We start from the raw sequence: 26,863 nt of genomic DNA, 5'->3' as shown, positions 1-26,863 counted from the left end.
GTCCAGGCCCGGGGAGGGCGGGCCAGGCTGGGGTCGCAGGCGTGGCGGTCAGGCCCAGGGAGGATGGGCCGGGGCTGGTGGGTTAGTGGCGGCCCGGGATGATGGGGCCGGCGTCGCCGTGGCCGTTGTTGTCGCCGTCCCGGTCGCCGAAGAAGTCGTCGAACGGGTTGTCGTTCGGCGGCCCGCCGTCCGGGTCCTTGTCCTTGTCCTTCTTGGGCTTCGGCGCGCAAGCGTCAGAACACCCACCGAACCGCTCCGTGTTCACCGGGAAGAACGACGTGGCCTCGATCCCCTTCAACGCCTGCATCATCGACTGCTTCCAGATCGGCCCGGAGATCGACGCCCCATACACGTACGCGTAGAACCGCCCGCCAATGGTCACGTTCGTCAGGTCGTGCTTGAAGGCCCCGCGCGGGTCGCCGATCGACACGGCCGACGCCAGGTTCGGCGTGTACCCGGCGAACCACGCCGCCGTGTACCCATCCGTTGTGCCCGTCTTGCCCGCCGCATCCCGGTTGATACCGCCGACCTGGCTCATCGTGCCCTTGGTGAACACCCCGGACAGGATCCCGTTGACGGCGTCGGCCACTTCCTCGTCCATGACCTGCTTGCACTTGGGCTTGGGCCGCTTGATGACCTTGCCGGTGCGGTCCTGGATCTCGGTGATCGCCATCGGCCTGCAGTACTGACCGCGCGCCGCGAACACCGCATAGGCGTTGGAGACAGTCACCGGGTCCATCTCGTTGACCCCGAGGGTGAACGTCGGCACCTGCACCAGCGGCCCGCCGTCGGCCCGCTTGATGCCGAGCTTCTCGGCCATCTTGACGACCTTGCAGAGCCCGACCTTCTCCTCGAGCTTCATGAAGAACGTGTTGACCGAGCCCCAGGTGCCGGTCTGCAGCGTCTTGAAGCCGCCGCCGCCCTCGCTGGAGTTGAAGACGTCCCATTCCGAGCCGACCCTGCGCCCCTTGCAGTCGCGGAACGAGGTGTCCTCGATGCGGGGCACGTGGAAGGTCTTGCCGGTGTTGTTGCCGTCGCCGTACTTCATGCCCTCTTCGAGCGCCGTGGCGAGCGTGAACGCCTTGGCCGTCGAGCCCTGCTGGAACCCGTTGCCGCCGCCGTGCTTGACGTCGGCCACGAGGTTGTAGCTCATCTCGTTCTTCTTCTTGTTCGTCCCGTACTCGCGGCTGGCGGCCATCGCCTTGATCTCGCCGGTGCCCGGGACGATCATCGCCTGGGACGCGACCGGCTTGTCCTTGGCCTTGACGTACTTCTTGATGGCCTTCTCTGCCGCTTCCTGCATCTTCGGGTCGAGCGTGGTCCTGATCGTGAGGCCACCGGCGTCCAGGAACTTCTTGCGCTCGGCGGTGTCCTTGCCGAAGTCCTCGTTGAGCAGGATCTCGTTCTTCACGTACAGGCAGAAGTAGGGGTATTTGCTCTGCTCGCAGCCGCCGGGGATCGGCGTGTCCTTGTAGCCGAGCTTCTGCTTCTTGGCCTCGGTGGCCTCGGCGACCGTGATCTTGCCGAGCTGGGCCATGCGGTCGAGCACGAGGTTGCGCCTGGCCTGCAGCTTGGCCCTGCGCTCCTTGTTGACGTTGGGGTCGGTGGCCTCCGGGTTCTGTACGGCTGCCGCCAGCGTGGCCGCCTCGACCAGGTTCAGGTCGGAGGCCGGCTTGCCGAAGAAGCGCTTGGAGGCCGCCTGGACGCCGAAGGCGCTCGCCCCGAAGTAGGAGATGTTCAGGTATTTCTCGAGGATCTCGTCCTTGGTGTACTTCTGCTCGATCGCCATGGCGTACCGCAGCTCGTTGAGCTTGCGTGAGAGCGTCGGCGCGATGGCCGCCTGCTTCTCTTCCTTGGTCTCCGCCTTGTTGAGCAGCACCTGCTTGACGTACTGCTGGGTGATCGACGAGCCACCCTGGACGACGCCGCCGCCGGTCACGTTCTTGACCATGGCTCGGGCGGTGCCCTCGAGGTCGATCGGCCCGTGCTGGTAGAAGCGGAAGTCCTCGATCGAGATGATCGCCGTCTTCATGACGTCGGCGATCTTGGCGAGCGGGATCGCCTGGCGGTTCTCGTGATAGAACTGCGCGATCGTCTTGCCGTTGACGTCCTGGATCTTGGTGAGCTCCGAGAGCGCGGGCTCGTCCAGGTTCTCCGGCTTGAGTTCAAGCTCCTCAGTCGTCCCCTTGACGGTGAGCCCGGCGCCGCCGACGGCGGGAAGGGCTATGGCAGCGGTCAGCACGCCGGCGGCCGCGCCCGCGATGACCAGCTTCGCGACGTTCACGAACGGAGACGAATGATCTTTGCCCTGAGCTTGCACAGGACCAAGAGTACGTCGAAAGAGTGGCGTAATCGGTAACGGGACACCATTTCGCCTTGACTGGAAGGGGTGACTAGTCATTCCCGGTCAAGACTGAGGCAGGAAATTGGTCCTCTGGGGTCTGTCGGCCCGAACGTCTCGTTGCGTACGTTCTCTCTGCGGCAACTGAATACGGAGGCTCGGCGCCCGCGCCCGTCGGCCCCAAATGACGACTGACCACCTAAGGGGAGTGGGGTCGAAACATGTGGATCACGGATTGGACCTCCCGTGCCGCCTGTCGGGGTGCGGACCCGGACGCGCTGTTCGTCCAGGGAGCCGCCCAGAACAGGGCGAAGCTGATCTGCCGAGGATGCCCGGTCCGTACCGAATGCCTCGCCGATGCGCTTGATAACCGCATCGAGTTCGGGGTGTGGGGCGGTATGACTGAGCGGGAGCGTCGGGCGCTGCTGAGGCGGCGACCCGACGTGGACTCATGGCGCGAGCTGCTGGAGTCCGCGAAGGAAGAGTACGAACGGACTAACGAGCTGATCGCGGGCTGAGCCAGGCACCGCATGACTACGGCCGGTGGAGACCACCGGCCGTAGTCATGCTCAAGAAGCCAGCAACTCCCCGATCTGGCGCAGACCCGCCAGATCGTGGACATCCTCCGACATCGCGGGCACCTGCACCACCGGGACCGTGGGGTGGGCGGAGCGGAAATGCTCCTGTTCACGCTGCTCGCGCGCGGCGAGCTGCATGCGACCGGCGTGCAGCCGCAGCACGGCCGAGGTCATCTCATGTTCACCCCGCGCCTCCAGGTCCTCTGCAGCAGCCGCGCTGCGGGCCGCAGAAAGCCCGGAGGCGGGCGAAAGATGTACCCGGTTCACCACGAGACCAGCGAGCGGCATGCGCTCCTCAGCGAGCCGCTCAACGAAGTAGGACGCCTCCCGCATCGCGTCGCGCTCGGGGGCGGCGACCACGACGAAGGCCGTGCCCGGCGCCTGCAGCAGCTTGTAGGTCATCTCCGCGCGCTGCCTGAACCCGCCGAAGACGGCGTCCAGCGCCGAGACGAACGTCTGCAGGTCCTTGAGCACCTGCGCGCCGAGCAGCTTGGTCATCGCGCCTGCCACGATGCTGAACCCGGCGTTGAGCAGCTTCATCGCCCCAGCGCGAGCCGGTGCGAGCAGCAGCCTGATGAACCGCCCGTCGAGGAAGCGGCCGAGCCGTTCAGGAGCGTCCAGGAAGTCGAGCGCCGAGCGCGACGGCGGGGTGTCGACGATGATCAGATCCCACTCGTCCGAGCGCCTGAGCTGGCCGAGCTTCTCCATCGCCATGTACTCCTGCGTACCGGCGAAGCTGGACGACAGCGACTGGTAGAACGGGTTGGCCATGATCTGCCTGGCCCGCTCGGGATCGGCGTGCGCCTCGATGATCTCGTCGAAGGTCCGCTTCATGTCGAGCATCATCGCGAAGAGCTTCCCCTCGCCGGAGGAGTGCACCAGGCGAGGAGTGTTGTCCAGCTCGGTCAAGCCCATCGACTGGGCCAGCCGCCTGGCCGGGTCCACGGTGAGCACCACGGCGCACCTGCCCCGCTCGGCCGCGCGCAGCCCGAGCGCCGCGGCCGTGGTGGTCTTGCCCACGCCGCCGGAGCCGCAGCAGACGATGATGCGGGTGCCCCTGTCATCGAGGATCGCGTCGATGTCGAGGGACGGAGGCGTCCTCATGCCACTCCCTGTGCGCAGATGTTCTCGGCGAGTTCGTAGAGTCCGGCCAGGTCAACCCCGTCGGCCAGGAGCGGCAGCTCGTAGCGCGGCGTCCCTGCCGCCTCCAGCGAGCCCCGCTCCCTTTTCTCCAGTTCCGTACGGCGGGCGTACTCGGCCACTTCCTCGGCCAGCGCCTCGGCAATCACGGAAGCGTCACCGGCCCCATCGGCCAGCCCTGCCGCCTTGAGCCCCAGAGCGAGCTCGCCGACGTCGAATCCGCCCTTGACAGCGGAGTCAAGGTGGAGTGATTCACGGACCATGTTCACGAAGACGCCACCGACCGGAAGCCCCGCTGAACGCAATTCGGTAATGCCGTCGAGCGTTTCCTGAACCGGCATCTCTTCCAAAACCGTGACGAAATGCACAGCGGTCTCCGGCGACTTCACCACCCCGCTCACGAGATCGGAGTGATTCTTGATCGGCCCGACCCGCGCGAGGCCGGCGACCTCCTGGGTGACGTTGAGGAAGCGGGTGATCCGCCCGGTGGGCGGCGCGTCCAGGACGACCGCGTCGTACACCCGCTTGCCGTTCTTGCTCTTCCTGCGCACCGCCTCGGTGGTCTTGCCCGTGACCAGGACGTCGCGGAAGCCGGGCGCGACGGTCGTGGCGAAGTCGACGATGCCCATCTTGGTCAGCGCGCGTCCCGCCCTGCGCATGCCGTAGAACATCTCCATGTACTCGAGCATCGCCTCTTCAGGGTCGATGGCCAGGGCGTAGACGTCGCCGCCGCCCGGAGCCACGGCGATCTTGCGCTCCTCGTAGGGGAGCGGCGGCCTGTCGAAGATCTGGGCGATGCCCTGCCGCCCCTCGACCTCGACCAGCAACACCTTGCGGCCGCCCGACGCCAGGGCAAGAGCCAGGGCGGCGGCGACCGTCGTCTTGCCGGTCCCGCCCTTGCCTGTGACGACGTGGAGCCGCACGCCGTCCCAATCCGTGTCCCGCGTCTTCACAAACCGAAGGCTACCCGGCGGTCACGTGCTGTTCGCTTTGAGATTGGTCACTACGCTGAGCCCCATGAAGAAATGGGAGTACCTGACGGCTCCGGTGCTGATCCACAACACCAAGATGATCCTCGACAACTTCGGGGCTGACGGCTGGGAGCTCGTGCAGATCATCCAGGGCCCCGACGGTCAGGGCCTGGTCGCTTACTTCAAGAGGGAGAAGGCATGAGCACCCCCGAGGAGAGGCTCGCCGAGCTGGGCCTGACGCTGCCCGAGGTCGTGCCGCCGCTGGCCGCTTACACACCGGCCGTGCGGACGGGCAACCTCGTCTACACCTCCGGCCAGGTGCCGATGGTGGACGGCAAGCTCGCCGCCACCGGCAAGGTGGGCGGGGAGATCACGCTGGAGCAGGGCGCCGAGCTGGCCAGGATCTGCGCGCTCAACGCCCTGGCCGCGGTGAAGTCCAACGTCGGCGACCTTGCGAAGATCACCCGCATCGTCAAGGTGGTCGTCTTCGTGGCCAGCACGCCCGACTTCACCTCCCAGCCCGCGGTCGGCAACGGCGCCAGCGAGCTGCTCCGCGACGTCCTGGGCGACCTGGGCGTGCACGCGCGCAGCGCGGTGGGCGTGGCCTCGCTTCCGCTGGACGCTCCCGTAGAGGTGGAGCTGATCGCGGAAGTAGCATGACCGAGTGATGTTCTAGTCCGGAGGTCATGATGAGGTTGCCTGACGAGTTCGCCGAGCGAGCACGTGACATCGCGGCGGGGCGCGTCGTCCCCGTCCACGCCCGCGACGCGGCGACCGTCGTGATCCTCCGGGACGGACCCGAGGTCTACCTGCTCAGACGCAAGGCGACGATGGCGTTCGCCGCCGGGGCCTACGTGTTTCCCGGCGGCTCCGTCGACCCGCGCGACACCGACCACGCCGTCGCCTGGGCCGGTCCGTCGCCCGCCGAGTGGGGCGAGGTGTTCAACGCCGACGAGAAGACCGCGCGCGGTCTGGTCTGCGCAGCCGTACGGGAGACCTTCGAGGAGTCCGGGGTGCTCCTGGCCGGGCCAGGGCCCGATTCCGTCGTCGAGGACACCACGGGCGACGACTGGGAGGCGGACAGGATCGCCTTGATCGACAGGAGCCTGGCCTTCGCCGACTTCCTGGACCGGCGCGGCCTGGTGCTCCGTTCCGACCTGCTCAGGCCGTGGGCGCACTGGATCACGCCGGAGATCGAGACCAAGCGGTTCGACACCCGCTTCTTCGTCGCCGCCCTGCCGTACGGCCAGCGGACCCGCGACGTCGGCGGCGAGGCGGACGTGGTGCTCTGGCAGCGGCCGTCTGAGACGCTGGAGCTGGCGCACAAGGGTGAGATCTTCCTCATGCCGCCCACCTACGCCACACTGACGGAACTGGCCGCACACGACTCGGTAGCGGCCGTTCTCGCCGAAAGCAGGGAGATCGTGACCATCATGCCCCGCGTGGCCGAGATCGACGGCGAGGTCAGGCTGATCGTATGAGCGGCCTGTACATCCCCATCGACAGCCCGGACGGCACCCGCACCGATCACGCGGAGAACCTGCTCGCGCCGAACCCCGGCCTGATGACGCTCGACGGCACCAACACCTGGGTGATCGGCGCGACCGAGGTCATCGTGGTCGACCCGGGCCCCGAGGACGAGGCCCACCTGCTGCGCGTGAAGAACCACCTCAAAGACCGAAAAGTCACCCAAATCCTGCTCACCCACGGCCATTTCGACCACAGCGGGGGCGCCAGGCGCTTCGCCGAGATGGTCAAGGCCCCGGTGCGCGCGCTCGACCCGCGCCACCGGCTGGGCGACGAGGGCCTGGACGACGGCGACGTGGTGACGGTCGACGGCCTGGAGCTCCACGTGTACGGCACGCCGGGCCACTCGTTCGACTCGCTGTGCTTCTGGCTGCCGGGGGACCGCGCGATCCTCACCGGCGACACGGTCCTCGGCCGCGGCACCACGATCATCGCCCAGGACGGCGGGCTCACCGACTACCTGCGCAGCCTCGACCGGCTCAGGAAGGCCGCTGACGACCTCGGCGCCGAGGCGCTGCTCCCCGGGCACGGCCCGGTGCTCGCCGACCCCCTGGCGGCCCTGGACGGCTACATCGCGCACCGCCGGGAGCGGCTGGAGCAGATCAAGGCGGCCCAGAAGCAGGGCGCCAGGACGCCGCACGAGATCGTGAAGATCGTGTACGCGGACGTGGACAGGTCGCTCTGGCCCGCAGCCGAGATGTCGGTGCGGGCGCAGCTCGACTACCTGGAGCGGTTGTAGAGCCGGTCCATGTCGAGGATGACCACGGCCTTGGCCTCGATGCGCAGCCATCCGCGCTGGGCGAAGTCGGCCAGCGCCTTGTTGACCGTCTCGCGCGAGGCGCCGACGAGCTGGGCCAGCTCCTCCTGCGTGAGGTCGTGGTGGACGCGCGTGCCGTCCTCGGTCTTGGTGCCGAACCGCTCGGCGAGGTCGAGGAGCTGCTTGGCCACGCGGCCCGGGACGTCGGTGAAGACCAGGTCGGCCAGGACGTCGTTGGTACGGCGCAGCCGCTGCGCCAGGGCGCGGAGCAGGTGCAGGGCGACCTCGGGGCGACCGGTGAGCCAGGGGCGCAGGTCGTCGTGGCCGAGCCCGGCCAGCCGTACGTCGGTCAGCGCCGTGGCGGAAGCCGTACGCGGCCGTGGGTCGAACAGCGACAGCTCGCCGAACATCTCGCTCGGGCCGAGCACGCTGAGCAGGTTCTCGCGGCCGTCGGGTGAGGTGCGGGAGAGCTTGATCTTGCCCTCGAGCACGACGTAGAGGCGGTCACCCGTCTCGTTCTCGTTGAAAAGCGTCTGCCCCTTGGACAGCTGGACCTCGGTGATGCTCGTGCGCAGCGCAGCTGCGCTCTCGCGGTCGAGCGCGGCGAACAGGGGGGCCTTGCCCAGCACGTCTTCGGTGTTCACTCTGCCTCCTCTGTTGCCATTGTGACGTACCCCACTTCGGGTGACATCCCCAGGCCCGCCATGAGCATCATATGGCGCTGGGCAGGGCAAACACGTCAAACAGCGCTGGATAGTGAAATGAAGTGACTTTGCGTACGGCCAGGCCGTCCAGGGTGAGCACCTGGATCGAGTGCGCCCTGCCCCTGATGTAGTGCGCGAAGGCGGGCTGCCCGTTGGCCTCGACGTCGACCAGCCTGCGCACGCCGGATGTGGGCACGAGCTTCTCTCTCAGCAGCCCCAGCACATGGTCTCTGCCCGCGTAGAAGGCGGCGTGCGGCGGCATCTCCCACACGGCGTCCTCGGTGAGCAGGTCGGTGAGCGCCGCGATGTCCGCGTCCTCGATGGCGGCCGCCCAGCGGTCGAGCAGCTCCCGCTTCTTGGGCTCGGCCGGCTCGGAGAACTCGTCCAGGTCGAGCTTGTCGAGCTGCGCAGCCGCCCGCTGGCGCATGCTGTTGACCGCCGCGACGCTGGTGCCCAGCAGCTCGGCCACCTCGGCCGACGGCCAGCCGACCACCTCCCGCAGCACCAGCGTGGCGCGCTGCCTGACCGGCAGGTGCTGCAGTGCGGCGATGACCGCCAGCCGCAGCCCGGCGCGCGAGGCCACGATCGCCGCCGGATCCACCAGGGCGTCCGGCACCGGCTCGATCCACTCGGAACCCGGCAGGCCCGAGGGCAGCGACCTGCGGCTGCTGTGCTGCAGGGCGTTGAGACAGGCGTTGGTGGCGATCCTGAACAGCCAGGTCCGCATCGAGGCGCGCCCCTCGAACTGCTCGAAGCCGCGCCAAGCTCGCAGGTAGGTCTCCTGGACCAGGTCCTCCGCCTCGTGCACCGAGCCGAGCATGCGGTAGCAGTGCGCCATGAGCTCGCGCCTGAACGGCTCTGCGAGGGTCGCGAAATCTTCGTCCATGTAATTCAAGACCGTACCGATGACAGAACTCATCGGTCCTGTCTGTACCAACATGGATAACAAACGATGGGTTCTCGGCCTGGCTTCGGTGGCCTCGTTCATGGTCGCGCTCGACGCGATGGTCGTGACGATGGCGCTGAGCAAGATCAAGGTGGACCTGGGAGCCGGCCTCGAACAGCTGGAATGGACGGCGAACGCCTACAGCCTGACCTTCGCGGTGCTGCTGATGCCCGCCGCTGCCGTCGGCGACCGGTTCGGCAGGCGGCGGATGTTCGTGTCGGGGATCGCGCTGTTCCTGCTCGCCTCCGTGGCCTGCGCGACGGTGCCCGACATCGGCCTGCTGATCGCCGCGCGGGCTCTGCAGGGCGCCGGGGCCGCGCTGGTGATGCCGCTGGCGATCGCGTTGCTGAGCACGGCGTACCCGCCGCAGGAGCGGGCCGGGGCGCTGGGCGTGTTCAGCGGCATCACGGGGGTGGCGGTGCTGGCAGGTCCGATGGTCGGCGGAGCGGTGACCGAGGGGCTGGCCTGGCAGTGGATCTTCTGGATCAACGTGCCGATCGCGCTGGCGCTGATCCCGCTGGTATTGCTGAAGGTGGGGGAGAGCCGCGGTCCGGTCCATCCGATCGACTACGCGGGCGTCGCGCTGGTCGCCGTGGGCGGGCTCGGGCTCGTCTGGGGGCTGGTGCGCGGCGAGTTCCTGGTCTCGCTGGTGGTGGGGGTGCCGCTGCTCGCGCTCTACGTCGGCAGGGAGCGCGAGCTGTTCCGCATCCGGGCGTTCTCCTCCGGCGTGCTGGCCACGCTCGCCCTCTACGGCACGATCTACGGCTCGCTCTTCTTCGTCGGCCAGTTCGGCAGCCCGCTGGAGGCTGCGGTGCGGATGATCCCGTGGACCGTCCCGATGTTCGTGGTCGCGCCGCTGGCCGGGCGGCTGGTGAGCAGGATCGGGGAGCGGCCGCTGGTGGCCGGTGGGCTCGCGCTGCAGGCGGTCGGCATGGGCTGGATGGCGCTGACCGTCACGCCGACGGCGAACGTGGTGGCGCCGCTGCTCCTCGCGGGCATCGGCGCCTCGATGGCGATGCCGGGGACGCAGAACGCGGTGCTCAGCTCGGTGGCTCCGGCGTTCATCGGCAAGGCGTCCGGGATCTTCAGCACCGTGCGCCAGTTCGCCGGCGCCTTCGGTGTGGCCGTCCTGGCCGTCGTGTTCACGTCCTTCGGGGGGTACGGCTCCGCCGAGGCGTACAGCGCGGGTCTGGGGCCGGTGTGCGCGGTCGCGGCCGTGCTGTCGCTGGTGGGTGCGGTGGCGGGTCTGGGTACGGCCGTGCGGGAGCTGCAGAAAGCTTAGTCTTGTGCGCATGGAGTCTCGGCTGGCGCTGGTGCGCCGCGCGCGCAAGATGAACAGGATCCTCGAGGACACCTATCCGGACGCGCACTGCGAGCTCGACTTCGGGAACCCGCTCGAGCTGCTGGTCGCCACGATCCTGTCGGCGCAGTGCACCGACAAGCGGGTCAACATGGTCACTCCCACCCTGTTCGCGAAATATCCCACGGTGGAGGATTACGCGGCGGCCGACCGCGACGAGATGGAAGGCATCATCAAGTCGACCGGCTTCTTCCGCGCCAAGACCAACAGCATCATCGGCATGGCCCAGGCCGTGTGCGAACGCTACAAGGGCGAGGTGCCGAACAAGCTCAAGGACCTCGTCACGCTCCCCGGCGTCGGGCGCAAGACGGCCAACGTGGTGCTGGGCAACGCCTTCGGCGTGCCCGGCATCACCGTCGACACCCACTTCCAGCGGCTGACCAGGCGGTTCGGCTGGACCACGGAGACCGACCCGGTCAAGATCGAGCACGCGGTGGGGGAGCTGATCCCCAAGCGCGACTGGACGGTCATGTCGCACCGGCTGATCTGGCACGGGCGGCGCATCTGCCACGCGCGCAACCCCGCGTGCGGCGTCTGCCCGCTCGCCACGTTGTGCCCGGCGTACGGCACGGGCCCGACGGACGTGAAGAAGGCGACGAAGCTGGTCAGGCCGGGGCCCTTCTCGTGACGGGAAGGGTTTTCCGCCCCGGGGGCGTTGCAGATCGCATGGTTCCCGAGTGGCTCGTCGACATGTGCGCCCAGGCCGTGCAGCACCCCGTCCCCGGCTCGCTGCGCCCCCCTCTCGACGGCGCCGGGCGCGCTGCCGCCGTGTTGCTGCTCTTCGGCGACGGCCCCCACGGGCCCGACGTGCTGCTCATCCAGCGCAGCTCGCGCGGCAACAGGCACGCGGGCCAGCCCGCCTTCCCCGGCGGCGGCGTGGACCCCGAGGACGACGGCGTGGTCGGCGCCGCGCTGCGCGAGGCAGAGGAGGAGACCGGGCTCGACGCGCGCGGCGTCGAGATCGTCCGCACCCTGCCCGAGCTCTACGTCTGGCGCAGCGACAACCGGGTCACGCCCGTCGTCGGCTGGTGGCACACGCCGTCCGCCGTGCACGCCGCCTCGCCGGACGAGGTCGACTCCGTGGAACGGGTGCCGATCGCCGAGCTCGTCGACCCGGCCAACCGGATCCAGCTCCGCTATCCGCGCACCGGCTACTCCGGCCCGGCGTTCCGCGTGCGCGGCATGCTGGTGTGGGGCTTCACCGCGATGGTGCTCGACAACGTGCTGCGGGCCGGCGGGTTCGAGGTGCCGTGGGACCGGCAGCGGATCGAGGACCTACCTCCCGACGTCGTCAACCTTGCTGCCAGAGGCTAGGGCGACGCCCAGCGTGGCCCAGTCGGCGACGTCGTCGTCCACGTCCCTCGACAACATCCTCAGCGCCGACATGCCCGCCGGGTCCGGCGGGTTGCCCACGACGTTGGGCAGCGCGTAGGCCGCGCCGTACCGGACCCTGGGGTCGGCGTGGGAGGCCAGCTCGATCACGGACGGCAGCGAGCGCGGGTCGCCGAGGTGGCCGAACGCGATCAGTACGGAGAACAGGACCATCGGGTCCGACTCGCTGGCCGCGAGGAAACGGAGGACGGGCAGCGTGCGGTCGCGGAAGGCGCAGAGCCTGCCCATGATGTCCACGCCGAGCAGGCGTTCGGAGACGGAGCCCGCGGCGCACAGCCGCCTGGCCTCGGTGAACGTCTCCAGGTCGCCCTGCTGCTGCAGCAGTTCGATCATTCGCCATCGCACGGGGCCGTCGGGGTCCGGGTCGGACAGGGCCGTCTCGATGAGCTCGATCAGCGGCATACCGCTCACGTTAGGCAGAGGATGGACGTAGTCCTCAAGGAAGACGTGCACGCTTGACTGTTCCGCTGGATAACGTTGAACCGTGAGTGGTGATCTGCTTGACCTCATATTGATCGGGCTCGTGATCGCCTTCGGCGTGTCCGGATACCGGCAGGGCTTCATCATCGGCGCGATGAGCTTCGTCGGCTTCATCGGCGGAGCCGTGCTCGGCGTCTTCATCGCGCCCCCGATCACCAAGGCCGTCGTCGACGGCGACGTCGAGCAGGCCCTCCTGGCGATCGTCATCGTGTTCCTGACCGCCACGATCGGGCAGTTCGCCTCCTCCACGATCGGTGCCGTGGTGCGTTCCCACGTCACCTGGGAGCCGGCCAAGGTCGCGGACGCCGTGGGCGGCACGTTCGCCAGCGCGCTGTCCGTGCTGGTCATCGCCTGGCTCATCGGCAGCCTGCTGGTCTCCAGCTCGTTCGCGCCCGTCGTCGACCAGGTGAAGAACTCGCTGCTCCTGGAGACCGTCGACAACGCCGTGCCAGAGGCGGCGCGCGACTGGCAGCAGCCGTTCAAGTCGTTCATCGACCGCTCGGAGTTCCCGCCCGTCTTCGACGCCATCAGCGGCGGCCAGCTCGTCGACGTGGCCGCGCCCGACCAGAGCGTGCTGCAGGGGACCAAGCTCAAGCGGGCCCGCCAGGGCATCGTCAAGGTCACCGGCACGGCCGAGAGCTGCAGCAAGCGCATCGAGGGCACCGGGTTCGTCTACGCGCGCGACCACATCATGACCAACGCGCACGTCGTCGCGGGCGTCAACAAGGACCTGCAGATCATCGACCACAGCCAGCAGGCGCGCCCGGCCACGGTCGTCTCCTACAACCCCCAGCGCGACATCGCCATCCTCTACGTGCCCAACCTGGGCCTGCCCGTCCTCCAGTTCGACGGTACGGCGGAGCGGGGCGAGAGCGCGATCATCGCCGGATTCCCCAAGGGACACGGCTTCACCGCCGAGGCCGCCCGCATCCGCACCAAGGAGAAGGCGAAGAGCCCCGACATCTACCGCGACTCCACGGTCACCCGCGAGGTCTACGCCATCCGCGGCAAGGTGCTGCCGGGCAACTCGGGCGGCCCGCTGCTCACCGCGGACGGCCGGGTCTTCGGCGTCATCTTCGCCGCGGCCACCACCCAGGAGGACACCGGCTACGTGCTCACCGCGGGCGAGGTCAGGCCCGACGCGGTGAACGGGCAGAACGACACCTCACCCGAGGGCACGCAGCACTGCGACTAGTTCCACCCTGACCGACTCGACCGCCTCGGCGGCGTCGCTGTCCTGGCCGAGCGCCGACGCCCGCCGCCCCACCTCGTCGTACGGCGAGCCGTACCCCTGCACCTTGGCGGCGCCGCGGCTGAGCAGCGTGACAGCGCCCCTGCCGTTGCCGCGCTGCAGGTGGGTCAGGCCGACGCAGATCTGGGCCAGGCCCTGCCAGAGCTCGCGCTCCTCCTGCGGGGCGCACTTCCAGCGGCCCTCGAAGACCTCGTGGGCGTGGAAGGGGTGGCCCTCCTCCAGGTGCTCCAGCCCGTCGGCCAGCGCCTGCTCGGTCGTGGGCGCGTAGTCGTCCGGCACCCTTGGGACGCCCTCGGCGCCGTAGGGGAGCGGCCTGCCGTACTCGTCGCGTGGGCGGGCGTTGCGCGGCCTGCCCTGGGGGTCCCTATCTCTCATTGGCCAGCCATCCGAGCAGCTCCTCGTCGAACTGCGCTGGAACCTCTTCGTGCGGGTAGTGCCCTGCGCCGTCGAACAGCCGCCACCGGTAGGGCGCGACGACGTAGCGGCTGGAACCCTGCGCCGTGCGCGGGTGCACGCAGGTGTCGAGCGCGCCGTGCAGCTGCAGCGTGGGCGCCTCCACCTCGGTCCGCATCATCTTGGCGTAACGCAGGCCGTCCAGGCGGAGCTGGGAGCGGCCGAACCAGCGGTGGTACTCCAGCGCGCAGTGCGCCACGGCCGGGATCCTGAACGCCTCGCGATAGGTCGCCGCCGTCTCCGCGTCCGGCCAGTCGGGGCGCGACCAGCGGTCGAGCATCCTGCCCACCATCGAACCGCCGTCGGTGGTCAGCCTGCGCTCGGGGAGCAGCGGGACCTGGAAGCCGAAGAAGTGCGGGAAGCCGAACAGGGCGCTGCGCAGCCGGCGCGGATGCGGGGCGCCCACGACGACCAGCCGCTGCACGGACTTGGGCTCGATGACCGCCATCGTCCAGGCCAGCAGGCCGCCCCAGTCGTGGCCCACGACGATCGCGCCCGTCTCGCCGAGCGCCTTGATCAGGCCGGTGGCGTCGCGGGCCAGCGTGGGCAGGTCGTAGCCGCGCGGCGGCTTGTCGCTGCCGCCGTAGCCGCGCAGGTCGACGGCGACCACCCGGTATCCCGCCTCGGGCAGGGTTTCGAGCTGGTGCCGCCACGACCACCAGAACTGCGGGAAACCGTGCAGCAGCAGCACGAGCGGGCCCTCGCCCGCCTCGACGACGTGGAAGCGGGTGCCGCCCGCGTGGACGCCGCGATGCGTCCAGGGGCCGTCGATCTGGACGAAGGACTCGTCAGGCAGCTGGCTCATGGTCAGCTATCTCCTTGAGGCCTTTGAGCGATCGGGTGGTGCGCTTCATCCCGGCCAGGCCTTTGAGCCTGCGCACGCCGATGAAGACCAGCAGGGCCGCGACGAGCAGGTAGAAGACGGTCACGATGGTGAAGGACAGCCACTGCGCCATCCCCAGGGCGTTGAGGCCGTAGGCGATCGCGAACGAGGCCAGGATCAGGCACAGGTGCGCCATGAACGCGGCGGCGGCGAACAGACCAGCAGCCGTGCCGACCCGCTTGGCGTCGAACCTGAGCTCGGCCTTGGCCAGCTCGATCTCCGAGCGTACGAGCGTGGAGATGTGGTCGCTCGCCTGGGCGACGAGCGCGCCCAGCGATTCTTCTTCCGGCGTCTGCGGCATGAACGTCTCCTATCAGGGTGTGTTGCGGCGCGTGCGTACCCGGAGGTGCAGGAGTACCGCAGCCAGTATGGACGCGATGAGGCTGGCGGCGAGAATCCCGGTGGTTACGGCGTTGGTCCGCTCCTCGTCGCCGCCGAAGGCCAGGTTCCCGATCAGCAGCGACACCGTGAACCCGATCCCGGCGAGCAGCGAAACCGCCGCCATGTCCCGCCAGTGCAACTCCTCAGACAGTCTGGCCAGGCCCAGCCGTACGGACAGCCAGGCGCCGCCGAACACGCCGAGGAACTTGCCGATCACCAGACCGGCCACCACTCCCAGAACTACCCGATCGTTCACGATCTCGCTGAGGCTGTCCGCTGTCAGCATGACTCCGGCCGACAGGAAGGCGAACACGGGTACGGCGAAGCCGGCCGAGATCGGGCGCAGGTAGTGGTCGGCGCGTTCTGCGGGGGAGCTGTCTTCCTCGTCCGTCGTCTTGACGCGGGTCAGCAGGCCGAGGGCGACACCGGCGACCGTCGCGTGGACGCCGCTGACCTCGACGAAGTACCAGGCGGCCAGGGCGAGCGGGAGGTAGATCCAGATGCCCTTTACCGCCTTGTACTGCAGCCATCCGTAGAGGGCGATCAGGGCGGCGCCGATGAGGAGCATCAGCAGGTCGAGGTGGTCGGTGTAGAAGACGGCGATGATCGTGATGGCGCCGAGGTCGTCCACTACGGCGCTGGTCAGGAGGAAGGCGCGCAGGGCCGCGGGCATGGAGCTGGCCGTGATGGCGAGGACGGCCAGGGCGAAGGCGATGTCGGTGGCCGTGGGGATGGCCCAGCCTCTGGCGGCGTTCTCCGCGCCCCAGCTGACGGCCAGGTAGACGACGGCGGGGACGACCATGCCGGCGAGGGCGGCGATGATGGGGAGGGCGGCTTTGCGCAGGTTCTTGAGCTCGCCGTGGACGAACTCCTCCTTGACCTCGATGCCCGCCACGAAGAAGAAGATCGTCAGGAGACCGTTCTGGGCCCACTTGACGAGCTCCATGTTGAGGTGGCCTGGGGGCCCTACTTTGGCGTTCTGGAGGGCTTGGTAGCCGGTGTGGTCGAGGTTGGCCCACAGCAGGGCGGCCACGGTGGCGACGAGCATGATGACGCCGCCTATGGTTTCCGCCCTCAGGGCTTCTGCGAGCGTGCGCGCGTAGCGGACGGTGGGCCTGAACGGCCAGATCTCGGCGGCGCGGCGCACGGCTTTCTCCCATGGGTGGCTGGGTTCGTGGGGTCGGTCCCCCCGAATTTCGCCGACCAGACTTCCCGGCACACCTGATCGTTAGCGTACCCATACACCCCGCAACGACCCCCATACGGGTCACCCTCCCCCTGACCACCCCACCCCCACCCACGCCCGCCCTCCTGGCGCGGCCACCTCCCACCTCGACCCGCCCTCGTGGCGCGGCCACCGCCGACCTTCGGCGCCGGTGCGGCGGGACGGGGTACGGCGGAGCCCGGCGCAATGCGGTCGGACCCAAGCCACCCCACCCGCCTCGGAGACGCCAAAAGGCCCGTAGGGGAGATCCCTACGGGCCTTACGAGGAGGCTGTGCCGTACCTCAGTCCTCAGACTTCGCGCTGGGCAGCTTCTCCGAGATCAGGTTCATCACCGTGCTGTCCGCCAGCGTGGTGACATCCCCCACGCTCCGGTTCTCCGCCACATCCCGCAGCAACCGCCGCATGATCTTCCCCGACCGCGTCTTGGGCAGCTCAGGCACCACCAGGATCTGCCGAGGCTTGGCGATCGGCCCGAGCTGCTTGGCCACGTGGTCACGCAGCTCCTTGGCGATGTCCGCCCCCTCCTCCGCAGTCCCGCGAAGGATCACGAACGACACGATCGCCTGCCCGGTAACCGGATCCGTAGCCCCCACGACCGCCGCCTCAGCGACCTTGGGATGCGAAACCAGCGCCGACTCCACCTCGGTGGTCGAGATGTTGTGCCCCGAAACCAGCATCACGTCGTCGACCCGGCCGAGCAGCCAGATGTCGCCGTCCTCGTCCCGCTTCGCCCCGTCTCCGGCGAAGTACATGCCGTCGAACCGCGACCAGTACGTGTCGATGTACCGCTTGTCGTCCCCCCAGATGGTCCGCAACATCGACGGCCACGGCTCGCGGATGGCCAGGAAGCCGCCCCCGCCGTTCGGAACGCTGTTGCCCTGGTCGTCGACCACGTCGGCGACGATGCCCGGCAGCGGCCGCATGGCCGCGCCCGGCTTGCCGCTCGTCACGCCGGGCAGCGGGCTGATCATGATCGCGCCCGTTTCGGTCTGCCACCAGGTGTCCACGACGGGGGTACGGCTGGCGCCGATGTGCTCGCGGTACCAGACGTACGCCTCGGGGTTGATCGGCTCGCCGACGGAGCCCAGGATGCGCAGGGACGACATGTCGAACTTCGCGGGGATGTCGTCACCCCACTTCATGAACGTCCTGATCGCGGTGGGCGCGGTGTAGAGGATTGTGGCCTTGTACTTCTGCACGATCTCCCAGAACCGCCCGCGGTGCGGGGTGTCGGGGGTGCCTTCGTAGATGACGCTGGTGGCGCCGTTGGCGAGCGGGCCGTACACGATGTAGGAGTGCCCGGTCACCCAGCCGATGTCGGCGGTGCACCAGTAGATGTCGGTTTCCGGCTTGAGGTCGAAGACGGCGTTGTGCGTCCAGGACGTCTGGGTGAGGTAGCCGCCGGTCGTGTGCAGGATGCCCTTGGGCTTGCCCGTGGTGCCTGACGTGTACAGGATGAACAGCGGGTGCTCGGCGTCGTGCGGCTGGGCCTCGTGCTCGGTGCTCTGCCGTTCGACGATGTCGTCCCAGAAGACATCCCGATCGAACGTCTCGATCTCCTGATTCGTCCGGCGGACGACGAGGACGTGCTCGATCTGCGGCGTGTTGGCCACGGCCTCGTCCACGGTCGGCTTCAGCGCGGACGGCGCGCCTCGCCGGTAACCGCCGTCGGCCGTGATGACCAGCTTCGCGTCGGCGTCGTCGATGCGGCTCTGCAGGGCGCTCGCGGAGAACCCGCCGAACACCACCGAGTGGATCGCACCGATGCGCGCGCAGGCGAGCATCGAGATCGGCAGCTCGGGGATCATCGGCATGTAGATCGCGACCCGGTCGCCCTTGCCCACGCCCAGCTCGGTGAGCGCGTTGGCGGCCTTGTTGACCTCGTTCTGCAGTTCAGCGTAGGTCAGGGTACGGCTGTCGCCCTCGGGCTCGCCCTCCCAGTAGTAGGCGATCTTGTCGCCGTTGCCTGCCTCGACGTGGCGGTCGACGCAGTTGTAGGCGACGTTCAGCTCGCCGCCGAGGAACCACTTCGCGAAGGGCGGGTTCCACTCCAGGGTGGTGTCCCAGCGCCTGGCCCAGGTCAGCCGGTCGGCCGCACGCTCCCAGAAGGCCAGCCGGTCGGCCGCCGCCTCGTCGTAGGCGGCAGCGGTGACGTTCGCTGCCGCGGCCAGGTCGGCTGGCGGTGCGAACCGGCGGTTCTCGTGCAGGAGGTTCGACAGCGCCTGATGCTCGTTGCCAGGGGTCTCCGGGGCCACTTCGTGCTCCTTCATATGGCCAGGTTGGTTAGGTCGTGTCCCACTTCACCAGGTCACCGGGGCCAGGCACAAGAGGTCTAGACAGGTCCGTACCTGATGGCGGGCGGGGCGGGCGATAAACCGATACATCCAACAAACGCTATTAAACCGTTGTAATCCCGAAATCCCATAAAGATGGAACGAGCCAATTGGGCCCCACCCATAGACCCTACGCACCCCCCTTTGCCCCCATTTATCCGCATCCCCCAATCCCCACCCCCAAACCCCCAACAAGATCCGACCTCTCCCCACCCACGTCCGGCCCGGCTTTCACCCACCCGCGCCCGCGAGCTCCACCCACACCCCGCGAGCCCCCACGCCCGTGAGCCCCACCTCCACCCGCGAGGTCGCCCGCACCCAGCCCGCGAGCCCTTCAGCGCCCACCGATGGCCCGCGCTCACCCATCCGCACCTGCGAGCCAATCCCTCCCACCCTGCGGCCCACCCTCCCAGCGCCGGTGCGGCGGGTCGGGGTACGGCGGAGCCCGGCGCAACGCGAACGCCGCCAAGCCACCCACCCCGCACCTCGCGCGACACCCGCCCCCACCTGCGCCCGCGCACCCCCACCGCGGCGCCCTTCCAAGCGCCGGTGCGGCGAGAGGGGGTACGGCGGAGCCCGGCGCAACGCGAACGCCGCCAAGCCACCCAACCGGGGAGCGTGCCTGGGGCTCGGTGCCACGATGGCCGCAACGCCGTACAAACGTCGGAAGCCGTACCCCCCAACACAACCCCTGGCATGCGACCAGCCCCCCTACCGGCCGGTAAGGTCGGGTTCCGTGAGCGACCCATTGGCTGTAATCGCCCAGCTCCCAGGCGTCCCCGAGGCCGTGGACGAGGCCCGTGAGGCCGTAGACCGGCTCTACAGGCACCGAGTCCTGCGCCGCCGCAGCCCCGAGGTCTCCACCGAGTCCTCCCTGCGCGGCGCCCGCGCGTCCGCCGCCATCGAAGGCGCCGACGTCCCCCTGGAGACCCTGCGCCGCGACGAGGTGACCGACCCCATCGTCCAGGGCGCCCTGCGCGCATCCGCAGAGCTCGGCAGACTAGGACCAACCTGGAGAAAGGCCCCCCGCCAGGTCCTGGCCCGCCTCCACACCGTCGCAGCCGCCGGACTCACCACAGACCTGGGCAGACCCCGCACCGGCGACGAGGCAATGACCGCCCGCATGGACGGCCTCCTCACCCTCCTCGCCACCCCCACAAAGGCCCCAGCACTGGTGATGGCCGCGATAGTCCACGCAGAGCTAGCCGTACTCCGCCCCTTCGGCACCGCAGACGGCATCGTCGCAAGGGCGGCGGAACGGCTGACGCTGGTCGAATACGGCCTCGACCCCAAGTCCCTCGTACCAGTCGAAGTAGGGCATCTAGAGCTCGACTACGCCGACGGCCTGGCCGCGTATCTCACCGGAACATCGGAGGGGGTCGCCTCCTGGGTACGGCAGTGTGCCTCCGCGGTCACCCTCGGTGTTCGCGAGACCACCGCAATCTGCGAAGCGCTGCAAAGAGGCTGACATAGCTGACGGCGCCTCTCTTAAGAGACGCCGTCTGCCGGCACATCACACCGGGTTACCAAGCGTGCACCTGTATTCGTCGGAGCGGGACAAGCCCGTCACGACGCGCCTCCCGCGGCTGGTCGCGCGTGGGTGCCCGGTGGAAGCACCCGGACAAGTGGTCCGTGAAACCTTTGTACGTCGGATTCGCCCTGATGGGAAGCCCTGAGACCAAGACCTTTACCCATGTGGGGAGTTGTCGGGTCGTCAGGGCATGTGGACTCGGTACGGGGGCAGGGTTACCAAGCCGTGATGATCACCCTGCGTGATCTCGCTCCTGTAGTCACCTGGTTACGGTGAAAAAACTTAGCGAAAATGCGAGATTGCTCCTCGACGAAACTCGCGTCGATCGGGCAGCATACGGTGGTATCTCCCGAAACTGGAGCGACTGTGCACGGGATAGCTTTGCAAGTCCCTTGCCATACTCTGGTTAAGTGTTGAAAGCTTTCTTCTGAAACGGGACCGGCTCTACCCCCCCGGAGCCGGACCGGTCAGGCGACCCCCGCTCTCCCCCCCGGCGGGGGTCGCCCCTTTTCTCCCCCTTTCCGGCCCCACCCTTCCCCCTTTCGGCCCCACCCCCACGCGGCCCTCCACGACCCGCGACCCCCGCGCTCCCGCCACTCGCGACCCCCGCGCTCCCGCCACTCGCGACCCCCGCGCTCCCGCCACTCGCGACCCCCGCGCCCCCGCCACTCGCGACCCCCGCGCCCCCGCCACTCGCGACCCCCGCGCCCCCGCCACTCGCGACTTCGCATCCCCGCGCGTTCCCACCGCCCCAGGCCCTCACCCCACAGCCCCGCCCGTGTGCTCCCCACTACACAGACCCACCCTCTGAGCGCCGGTGCGGCGAGCGGGGGTACGGCGGAGCCCGGCGCAATACGCACGGCGCCAAGCCACCCAACCCACACCCCGCCTGAACCGCCCCGGACCCCGGCCCGCCCCCACGGCCCGCCGGGACCCCAGGCCCGCGCCCACCGCCCGACCACTGCGCTCCCCGCCACCCAGGCCGCCCCTACGGCCCGCCCATGCGCCTCCCGCCCGCGCTCCCAGCGCCGGTGCGGCGAGCGGGGGTACGGCGGAGCCCGGCGCAAAGCAGTCGACGCCAAGCCCCCCACAGAGCACCCGACCAACCGGTTATCCACAACCCCCGCCCCACCGCCAAGAGTTATCCCCAGAACCCCACTCACCCGTTCGCCCACCCCGCCCGCAAGCGCATCGTTGCGGACATGAATCGCCCCCTCGTCATCACCGAGGACCGCGCCCTCCTGGACGACCTGGTCAGGATCGCCGCCGCAGCCGGTGCCCAGCTGGACGTGGCCCACGCCCCCGCACACGCCCGCCCCTTCTGGACCATCGCCCCCCTCGTGGTGATAGGCGACGACCTCGCAGACGCAGTGGCCGCCACATCCCCACCGAACCGCGACCGAGTCCTCCTGGTCACCCGAGAATCCGACGACCCGGACACCTGGCGACGATGCGTAGCAGTAGGCGCCCAAGGCGTAGTAGACCTCCCAGCCTCAGAACGCTGGCTGGTGGAAGAGTTCGCAGACGTCATGGAGCCCGACCCACGCGACGGCGAGATCATCTGCGTGATCGGCGGCTCCGGCGGCACAGGCGCGAGCGTCCTGTCAGCCTGCCTGGCCCTACGCGCATCCAGCGAAGACCTGAGCACCCTGCTCGTGGACGCCGACCCCCTGGGCGGCGGCATAGACGCCCTGCTGGGCCATGAAGAGGCAGAAGGCGCCCGCTGGGGCGATCTGGTCGCCCGCGAAGGCAGGATCAGCTCCACCGCCCTACGCGACGCCCTCCCCACCTTCGGCGACCTGGCCGTCCTCTCCTTCCACCGCGGCCACGTCGACCCCATCCCCGCAGAAGCCATGCGCTCGGTCCTGGAGGCAGGCAGACGCGGCTTCGACCTGGTGCTCGTCGACCTCCCACGCCACCTCGACGCCGCAGCCGTAGAGGCGCTCGGCCGCGCGTCCCACACGCTGCTACTGGCCACCGCCGACGTCCGCGGCGTCCTCGCGGCCGCCCAGGTCCACAACGAGGTGACCCGCCACACGACCGAGGTGCGCGCGGTGGTCCGCTCCGGTGTACTGGCCGACGACGTCGTCGCCGAGTCACTAGGCATCCCCTGCGTCGGCCGCATGCCCGACCAGCAGCGACTGAACGCCTCACTCAACCGCGGCGAAGTCCCGAAGGTCACCCAGCGAACGGCACTCGGCCAGTTCTGCACCACTGTCCTCCGTGAGGTGCTCCCCACGTGACCGACGTCTCACGCGACCTGGTCGAAGCCGTCCGTGTACGGCTGGCCAGGGCCGGTGTCGAGCCCAGCGCTGCACAGGTCGCCGTCGCCCTGCGTGCCGAGAAGTCCGTGTACGGCGACGCCGAGATCCTCGCCGTCGCCCGCGCACTCTGCGCCGACCTGATCGGCGCAGGCCCGCTGGAGCCGCTACTCGCCGAACCCGATGTCACCGACGTACTGGTCAACGGACCGCGAGAGGTCTGGGTCGACGACGGCAGCGGCCTGCGCAGGACCGCGGTGACCTTCCAGGACGACGGCGCCGTCCGCCGCCTGGCCCAGCGCCTGGCCGCCGCTGCCGGACGCCGCCTCGACGACGCCTCACCCCACGTCGACGCACGGCTGGCCGGCGGCGTACGCCTGCACGCCGTACTCCCGCCGATCGCCTCCGGCGGCACCTGCGTGTCGCTGCGCCTGCCGCCCCGCCGTACGTTCACCCTCGAAGCCCTGGTCGAAGCGGGCACGCTCGCCCCGGAAGCGGTTCAGGTGCTGACCAGGATCGTCAGAGCGCGCCTGGCCTTCCTGGTGACGGGCGGCACCGGCACCGGCAAGACGACCCTGCTGTCCGGCCTGCTGTCCCTGGCCGATCCGGGGGAGCGGCTGCTGCTCGTCGAGGACTCCGCCGAGCTGCGCCCCCTGCACCCCCACGTCGTACGCCTGGAGTCCCGCCCAGCCAACCTGGAGGGCGCGGGCGGGGTGGGGCTGCGCGAGCTCGTACGGCAGGCGCTGCGCATGCGCCCCGACCGCGTAGTGGTCGGCGAGGTCAGAGGCGCCGAGGTGATCGACCTGCTGGCTGCCCTTAACACGGGCCACGAAGGCGGCTGCGGCACCCTCCACGCCAACGCCGCAGCCGACGTGCCACCGCGCCTGGAGGCGCTGGCCTGCGCGGCGGGCCTGAGCAGGGAAGCGGTCCACAGCCAGCTGGCAGCCGCCTTGGACGTGGTCATCCACCTGACGCGCGGCCGCGGCGACGGACGCAGAAGGGTGTCGGAGATCTGCCTGCTGTCGCGGGCACCGTCCGGTTACGTCGAGGCGAGACCAGCGCTGACCTTCGGCAGAGGCGGGCGCTGCTCCGCCGGCCCAGCCTTCGAAGAGCTCATGGAGCGCACGTCATGACCACGATCATCGCCGCGCTCTGCGCCGCCCTGGCCGTCTGGACCTGGACCGGCCCGAACCCGGCAACCACCCGCCTGAGCAGGCTGACTTCGCCCCACACCACAACCCCATGGCCGCGCCTACCCCTACGCGCCAGGAGGTCCAGCCGCACCCAGGCCTGGCAGACCGCGTCGATCGAGCTGTGCCAGAGCCTGTCGGCCGAACTCGCCGCAGGCCGCACCCCGGGAGAAGCCCTGGCCCGAGCGATCTCGACCGTCGACTTCCCTGACCCGGACGCCTTACGCCCCCTGATAGCCGCAGCCAGAGACGGCGGCGACGTCCCAGCCGCACTCACCGCGGTCGCCCCGGCTCAGGGCGGCGAAGGTCTGCGCAGGCTCGCCGCGTGCTGGGAGGTAAGCGTCACCGTGGGCGCAGGACTGTCCGGCCTGGTCGACCGCGTCGGCAGCACCCTGCGCGCCGCCCAGGCCCACCGCCAGGACGTGTCCGCCCAGCTCGCAGGCCCAAGAACCACCGCCAGAATGCTCGCCGCCCTACCCGCCCTGGGGCTCCTCATGGCAGGCAGCCTCGGCATGCACCCCCTGGACTTCCTCTTCGGCAGCCTCCCCGGCCTGGCCTGCCTGACCGCAGGCATCGCCCTGGACGCCTGCGGCCTCTGGTGGACCCACCACCTCGCCACAAAGGCCGAACAATCCCCCTCCTGACCCAGGAACCCCCAGCGATGCTCGTACTGCTCGCCGTCCTGTCCGCCTGCACAGCCACCTGGATGTGGATAGCTCCCCAAACCCCCGAGGAACGCCTGCGCCGGATGAGGCCCCGCGGTACAGATGGGCCTCCTGAGCCCCCAGAGGCCAACCAGACGGCTCCAGCGTGGCTGAACCCCACACGGTCCACGCGACGCGGAGTCGACCGCCGTACGGTCACCTGGGCCGCATGCGCCGGTCTCCTGACCGCCCTGCTGATCGGCGGCGTAAGCGCCGTGCCTATTGCCCTGGCCGTCGCCGCGATCACCGGCGTCATAGTCCACAGAAGAGAACCAGAAGACGAAAAACGCGACAGGGCACGCATAGCCGCAGACCTGCCGTTCGCCGCCGACCTCATGGTCGCGTGCCTCCAAGCAGGCCAACCGGTGAGCGCGGCAACAGACATCGCCGCCGAGGCCGTAGGCGGCCCGTTAGGACAACGCCTGTCGTGGGTGAGCGGCCAACTCCGCCTGGGCGCCGACCCGGAACCCACCTGGTCCCTCCTGGGCAGGGAACCCGCGATGGGTCACCTGTCGAGATCGATGAGCCGAGCAGCCCAGAGCGGTGCCCCGGTGGCCGACGTCCTCACCAGACTCGCCGACGACGCCCGCCATTCCCTGCGAGCCGAATCGGTTGCCGCAGCCAGACGCGTAGGAGTCCAGGCAGTGGCCCCCCTGGGCCTCTGCTTCCTCCCCGCCTTCGTCCTCCTGGGCATCCTCCCGGTAATCGCAGGCCTGGCCAGCACCATCACCCTCCCCTAACCCCGACCCATCGCGGGTTCCCTGCCCAGGAGGGACCAGGTGGGTTCCGGGTCGCCCACCTTCCCCAGCCCCCCCGCCCACCTTCGCGAGACCTCGCCCACCTTCGCGAGACCTCGCCCACCTTCCTCGGCCCTTAACCACCCATCCAGTTATCCACAACCCCACCACGCCATGGACCCACCATCCACAGAACCCGGCTCGGCCAACCCCCACCCCACCCACCCCCGACACCCTTGACCCACCGCCGGACACCGGCCCGAGCCTCAGGAGGCACGCATGCACAACCCGATCAGGGCTCTCTCAGCCACCACCCAACAGGCAGCAGCACTGGCCAGCCGCTGCCGCACCACCTGGACAACCCACCTGTCCCGCTGCGCAAACTCCAAGGCCGAGCGAGGCATGTCCACAGCCGAGTACGCCGTGGGCACGATCGCCGCCTGCGCCTTCGCCGCACTCCTCTTCAAGGTCGTCTCCAGCCCCGAAGTCCAGGAAATGCTCTCCAGCCTCGTCAACCGAGCCCTCAACACCACCGGCTGACCCACCCCCGGCCCATCCAAGAAGCACCATGAACCCCCCACCCAAGCGAACGACCGGTCACCCCAATTCCAAGAGAACTTCCCGAGGCTCAGTCACCGCAGAGACAGCCGTAATGCTCCCCGCCCTCATGGTCGTCCTGGCAGCCGCGCTCTGGTCGGTCCAGGTGGTGGAAACACAACTCGAATGCGTCGACGCGGCCCGTGCAGCCGCACGGGCCGCAGCCCGCGGCGAACCTTTGGACCAGGTCCGCACCCTCGTAAGAACCGCCACCCGCCCAACAGCCCAAGTCACCCTGAACCGCACCACCGAGCTCACCAAGGTGGAGATCACAGTTGACGTCACGTCCACCTGGACCCCCTTCATCCCACCCATAAGAGTCACCGCCTCCGCCACTTCAACCACCGAGCCCTAACCAACAAAGCCCCGAAGCCCCAAGGCCCCCAGGCGTCGACAAAGCCCACAGGCATCCGACCCACCGAAGCCGAGAACTAGCAACAAACAGCGAATCCCCAGCGCCCCGCCCACCCGACGGTCCAGCGACAAACGAACGCCAACCACCACCCCAGCACCAGGTCGACGTCAACCGCCCCCACTGCCCGACATCAGGCCGACAACGGAAGCTCGAAGAAGCGAGAAGCCGACAGACCTGACAGCCCTACAAAGACGGGAGCGCCAATTCCGTGGAAGACGATGAGCCGGAGCGTCCACCCAGACGTCACGACCGCGGCTCAGGGACGCTGTGGGGTGTAGCGGTCATGGCCCTGTTGATGACCATCGCCACCGCCTTCACCATCGTGGGATCCGCCCACGTCGCCCGCCACCGAGCCTTCAACGCCGCCGACCTGAGCGCCTTGACCGCCGCACGCCTGGTCATGGTCGACCCCACCCACGCATGCGGAGCCGCAAGATCCATAGCCCACGAAAACGCCGCAGAGCTGGTCCGATGCACGATCACCGATGAGACAGTCGACGTCTGGACATCAACCACCATCACCCTCCCCGGATTAGGCCAGCGAACAGTCACAGCCCAAGCCCGAGCCGGCCCCTCCCGCATAGACCCAGGCCGCCCAACCCCAAGCCCGCCCTCGCCCTAACACCCGCGCACACGAGAACCCCCACCCCAGCCGAACCCGCCGCCATGCCCGCCAGACTGCCCCAGACCATCGCAAAGACGCC

At 69.1% G+C, this 26,863-nt stretch carries 28 protein-coding genes; 17 read left to right on the top strand and 11 right to left on the bottom strand.

The features are described from left to right. Positions 1-82: 82 nt before the first annotated feature. Positions 83-2,284: a transglycosylase domain-containing protein gene (locus ACIBG8_RS28205; RefSeq protein ID WP_397345950.1), complete on the bottom strand. Its 2,202-nt coding sequence runs from the start codon at positions 2,282-2,284 to the stop codon at positions 83-85. A 278-nt stretch (positions 2,285-2,562) separates the two neighbouring features. Here ACIBG8_RS28205 and ACIBG8_RS28200 point away from each other — a divergent pair, with 278 nt between their 5' ends. After that, a complete protein-coding gene (locus tag ACIBG8_RS28200; RefSeq protein WP_148036282.1) occupies positions 2,563-2,859 on the top strand; it encodes a WhiB family transcriptional regulator in 297 nt (98 codons plus the stop codon). Between the two features lie 51 nt (positions 2,860-2,910). Here the strand turns inward: ACIBG8_RS28200 and ACIBG8_RS28195 are convergent, their stop codons facing one another. Together ACIBG8_RS28195 and ACIBG8_RS28190 are read right to left on the bottom strand one after the other, a co-directional pair. Further along, complete coding sequence (locus ACIBG8_RS28195; RefSeq protein WP_397345949.1) at positions 2,911-4,023, bottom strand: ArsA family ATPase; 1,113 nt, start codon at positions 4,021-4,023, stop codon at positions 2,911-2,913. Further along, positions 4,020-5,012: an ArsA-related P-loop ATPase gene (locus ACIBG8_RS28190; protein WP_397345948.1), complete on the bottom strand. Its 993-nt coding sequence runs from the start codon at positions 5,010-5,012 to the stop codon at positions 4,020-4,022. The genes ACIBG8_RS28195 and ACIBG8_RS28190 overlap by 4 nt, the downstream gene beginning before the upstream one ends. Before the next feature lie 64 nt (positions 5,013-5,076). Here ACIBG8_RS28190 and ACIBG8_RS28185 point away from each other — a divergent pair, with 64 nt between their 5' ends. From ACIBG8_RS28185 to ACIBG8_RS28170, 4 genes are read left to right on the top strand one after another with little or no spacing between them, the layout of a single operon-like run. Further along, positions 5,077-5,232 (top strand): hypothetical protein, encoded by a 156-nt coding sequence (locus ACIBG8_RS28185; protein ID WP_397345947.1) that lies wholly within the window; start codon positions 5,077-5,079, stop codon positions 5,230-5,232. Continuing rightward, entirely contained in the window at positions 5,229-5,690 is a 462-nt protein-coding gene (locus ACIBG8_RS28180) for a RidA family protein (protein ID WP_397345946.1), read from the top strand. The genes ACIBG8_RS28185 and ACIBG8_RS28180 overlap by 4 nt, the downstream gene beginning before the upstream one ends. A gap of 29 nt (positions 5,691-5,719) precedes the next feature. Next, complete coding sequence (locus tag ACIBG8_RS28175) at positions 5,720-6,511, top strand: NUDIX hydrolase (RefSeq protein ID WP_397346202.1); 792 nt, start codon at positions 5,720-5,722, stop codon at positions 6,509-6,511. Then, complete coding sequence (locus tag ACIBG8_RS28170) at positions 6,508-7,296, top strand: MBL fold metallo-hydrolase (protein WP_397345945.1); 789 nt, start codon at positions 6,508-6,510, stop codon at positions 7,294-7,296. The genes ACIBG8_RS28175 and ACIBG8_RS28170 overlap by 4 nt, the downstream gene beginning before the upstream one ends. Here ACIBG8_RS28170 and ACIBG8_RS28165 read toward each other — a convergent pair. Beyond that, positions 7,278-7,958 carry a Crp/Fnr family transcriptional regulator gene (locus tag ACIBG8_RS28165; RefSeq protein ID WP_397345944.1) on the bottom strand — a complete coding sequence of 227 codons (681 nt, stop codon included), beginning with the start codon at positions 7,956-7,958 and terminating at the stop codon, positions 7,278-7,280. The two genes, ACIBG8_RS28170 and ACIBG8_RS28165, sit on opposite strands and share 19 nt — an antisense overlap. A 67-nt stretch (positions 7,959-8,025) precedes the next feature. Beyond that, positions 8,026-8,904: an RNA polymerase subunit sigma-70 gene (locus tag ACIBG8_RS28160; protein ID WP_397345943.1), complete on the bottom strand. Its 879-nt coding sequence runs from the start codon at positions 8,902-8,904 to the stop codon at positions 8,026-8,028. Positions 8,905-8,956: 52 nt separating this feature from the next. On the opposite strand from ACIBG8_RS28160, the gene ACIBG8_RS28155 reads away from it, so the two are divergent. Genes ACIBG8_RS28155 through ACIBG8_RS28145 form a run of 3 tightly spaced genes read left to right on the top strand, consistent with a single transcriptional unit; the run spans position 8,957 to position 11,638 of the window. After that, positions 8,957-10,246: an MFS transporter gene (locus ACIBG8_RS28155; RefSeq protein ID WP_397345942.1), complete on the top strand. Its 1,290-nt coding sequence runs from the start codon at positions 8,957-8,959 to the stop codon at positions 10,244-10,246. A 10-nt stretch (positions 10,247-10,256) separates the two neighbouring features. Next, the gene (nth, locus tag ACIBG8_RS28150; RefSeq protein WP_397345941.1) at positions 10,257-10,952 is read left to right on the top strand and encodes an endonuclease III; all 696 of its coding nucleotides are present in this window, start codon (positions 10,257-10,259) and stop codon (positions 10,950-10,952) included. 38 nt (positions 10,953-10,990) lie between these two features. Further along, positions 10,991-11,638 (top strand): NUDIX hydrolase, encoded by a 648-nt coding sequence (locus tag ACIBG8_RS28145; RefSeq protein WP_397345940.1) that lies wholly within the window; start codon positions 10,991-10,993, stop codon positions 11,636-11,638. Here the strand turns inward: ACIBG8_RS28145 and ACIBG8_RS28140 are convergent. Next, positions 11,600-12,118, bottom strand: a complete 519-nt coding sequence (locus ACIBG8_RS28140) for a HEAT repeat domain-containing protein (RefSeq protein WP_397345939.1) — start codon at positions 12,116-12,118, stop codon at positions 11,600-11,602. The genes ACIBG8_RS28145 and ACIBG8_RS28140 overlap by 39 nt on opposite strands. An 82-nt stretch (positions 12,119-12,200) precedes the next feature. On the opposite strand from ACIBG8_RS28140, the gene ACIBG8_RS28135 reads away from it, so the two are divergent. Further along, positions 12,201-13,391, top strand: a complete 1,191-nt coding sequence (locus ACIBG8_RS28135; protein WP_397345938.1) for a MarP family serine protease — start codon at positions 12,201-12,203, stop codon at positions 13,389-13,391. Here ACIBG8_RS28135 and ACIBG8_RS28130 read toward each other — a convergent pair. From ACIBG8_RS28130 to acs, 5 genes are all read right to left on the bottom strand, one after another. Then, entirely contained in the window at positions 13,362-13,823 is a 462-nt protein-coding gene (locus tag ACIBG8_RS28130) for a DUF309 domain-containing protein (protein WP_397345937.1), read from the bottom strand. The two genes, ACIBG8_RS28135 and ACIBG8_RS28130, sit on opposite strands and share 30 nt — an antisense overlap. Then, positions 13,813-14,706 (bottom strand): alpha/beta fold hydrolase, encoded by an 894-nt coding sequence (locus tag ACIBG8_RS28125; protein WP_397345936.1) that lies wholly within the window; start codon positions 14,704-14,706, stop codon positions 13,813-13,815. The genes ACIBG8_RS28130 and ACIBG8_RS28125 overlap by 11 nt, the downstream gene beginning before the upstream one ends. Then, entirely contained in the window at positions 14,690-15,085 is a 396-nt protein-coding gene (locus ACIBG8_RS28120) for a phage holin family protein (RefSeq protein WP_397345935.1), read from the bottom strand. Before ACIBG8_RS28120 ends, ACIBG8_RS28125 begins: the two co-directional genes overlap by 17 nt. Positions 15,086-15,097: 12 nt before the next feature. Continuing rightward, positions 15,098-16,312: a Na+/H+ antiporter NhaA gene (nhaA, locus tag ACIBG8_RS28115; protein WP_397345934.1), complete on the bottom strand. Its 1,215-nt coding sequence runs from the start codon at positions 16,310-16,312 to the stop codon at positions 15,098-15,100. Positions 16,313-16,672: 360 nt separating this feature from the next. After that, the gene (acs, locus tag ACIBG8_RS28110) at positions 16,673-18,661 is read right to left on the bottom strand and encodes an acetate--CoA ligase (RefSeq protein ID WP_397345933.1); all 1,989 of its coding nucleotides are present in this window, start codon (positions 18,659-18,661) and stop codon (positions 16,673-16,675) included. Positions 18,662-19,460: 799 nt separating this feature from the next. Between acs and ACIBG8_RS28105 the strand changes: the two genes are divergently transcribed. From ACIBG8_RS28105 to ACIBG8_RS28070, 8 genes are all read left to right on the top strand, one after another. Next, on the top strand, positions 19,461-20,192 hold the full coding sequence (locus ACIBG8_RS28105; RefSeq protein ID WP_397345932.1) for an oxidoreductase: 732 nt from the start codon (positions 19,461-19,463) through the stop codon (positions 20,190-20,192). 1,265 nt (positions 20,193-21,457) lie between these two features. Further along, positions 21,458-22,498: a septum site-determining protein Ssd gene (gene ssd, locus ACIBG8_RS28100; RefSeq protein ID WP_397345931.1), complete on the top strand. Its 1,041-nt coding sequence runs from the start codon at positions 21,458-21,460 to the stop codon at positions 22,496-22,498. Then, complete coding sequence (locus ACIBG8_RS28095; protein WP_397345930.1) at positions 22,495-23,649, top strand: TadA family conjugal transfer-associated ATPase; 1,155 nt, start codon at positions 22,495-22,497, stop codon at positions 23,647-23,649. The genes ssd and ACIBG8_RS28095 overlap by 4 nt, the downstream gene beginning before the upstream one ends. Then, complete coding sequence (locus ACIBG8_RS28090; RefSeq protein WP_397345929.1) at positions 23,646-24,350, top strand: type II secretion system F family protein; 705 nt, start codon at positions 23,646-23,648, stop codon at positions 24,348-24,350. Before ACIBG8_RS28095 ends, ACIBG8_RS28090 begins: the two co-directional genes overlap by 4 nt. A 17-nt stretch (positions 24,351-24,367) precedes the next feature. Next, the gene (locus tag ACIBG8_RS28085) at positions 24,368-25,150 is read left to right on the top strand and encodes a type II secretion system F family protein (RefSeq protein ID WP_397345928.1); all 783 of its coding nucleotides are present in this window, start codon (positions 24,368-24,370) and stop codon (positions 25,148-25,150) included. A 276-nt stretch (positions 25,151-25,426) separates the two neighbouring features. After that, a complete protein-coding gene (locus ACIBG8_RS28080; protein ID WP_397345927.1) occupies positions 25,427-25,687 on the top strand; it encodes a DUF4244 domain-containing protein in 261 nt (86 codons plus the stop codon). A 28-nt stretch (positions 25,688-25,715) separates the two neighbouring features. Next, positions 25,716-26,099 carry a TadE family type IV pilus minor pilin gene (locus tag ACIBG8_RS28075; RefSeq protein ID WP_397345926.1) on the top strand — a complete coding sequence of 128 codons (384 nt, stop codon included), beginning with the start codon at positions 25,716-25,718 and terminating at the stop codon, positions 26,097-26,099. A gap of 343 nt (positions 26,100-26,442) precedes the next feature. Continuing rightward, positions 26,443-26,781 carry an Rv3654c family TadE-like protein gene (locus ACIBG8_RS28070; protein ID WP_397345925.1) on the top strand — a complete coding sequence of 113 codons (339 nt, stop codon included), beginning with the start codon at positions 26,443-26,445 and terminating at the stop codon, positions 26,779-26,781. Positions 26,782-26,863: the final 82 nt, after the last annotated feature.

This window comes from Nonomuraea sp. NPDC050556 (genome assembly GCF_044457355.1).
Classification (GTDB): Bacteria; Actinomycetota; Actinomycetes; order Streptosporangiales; family Streptosporangiaceae; genus Nonomuraea.
Note: the sequence above shows the minus strand (reverse complement) of the source record. Positions and strands in the feature narration are given on the sequence as shown.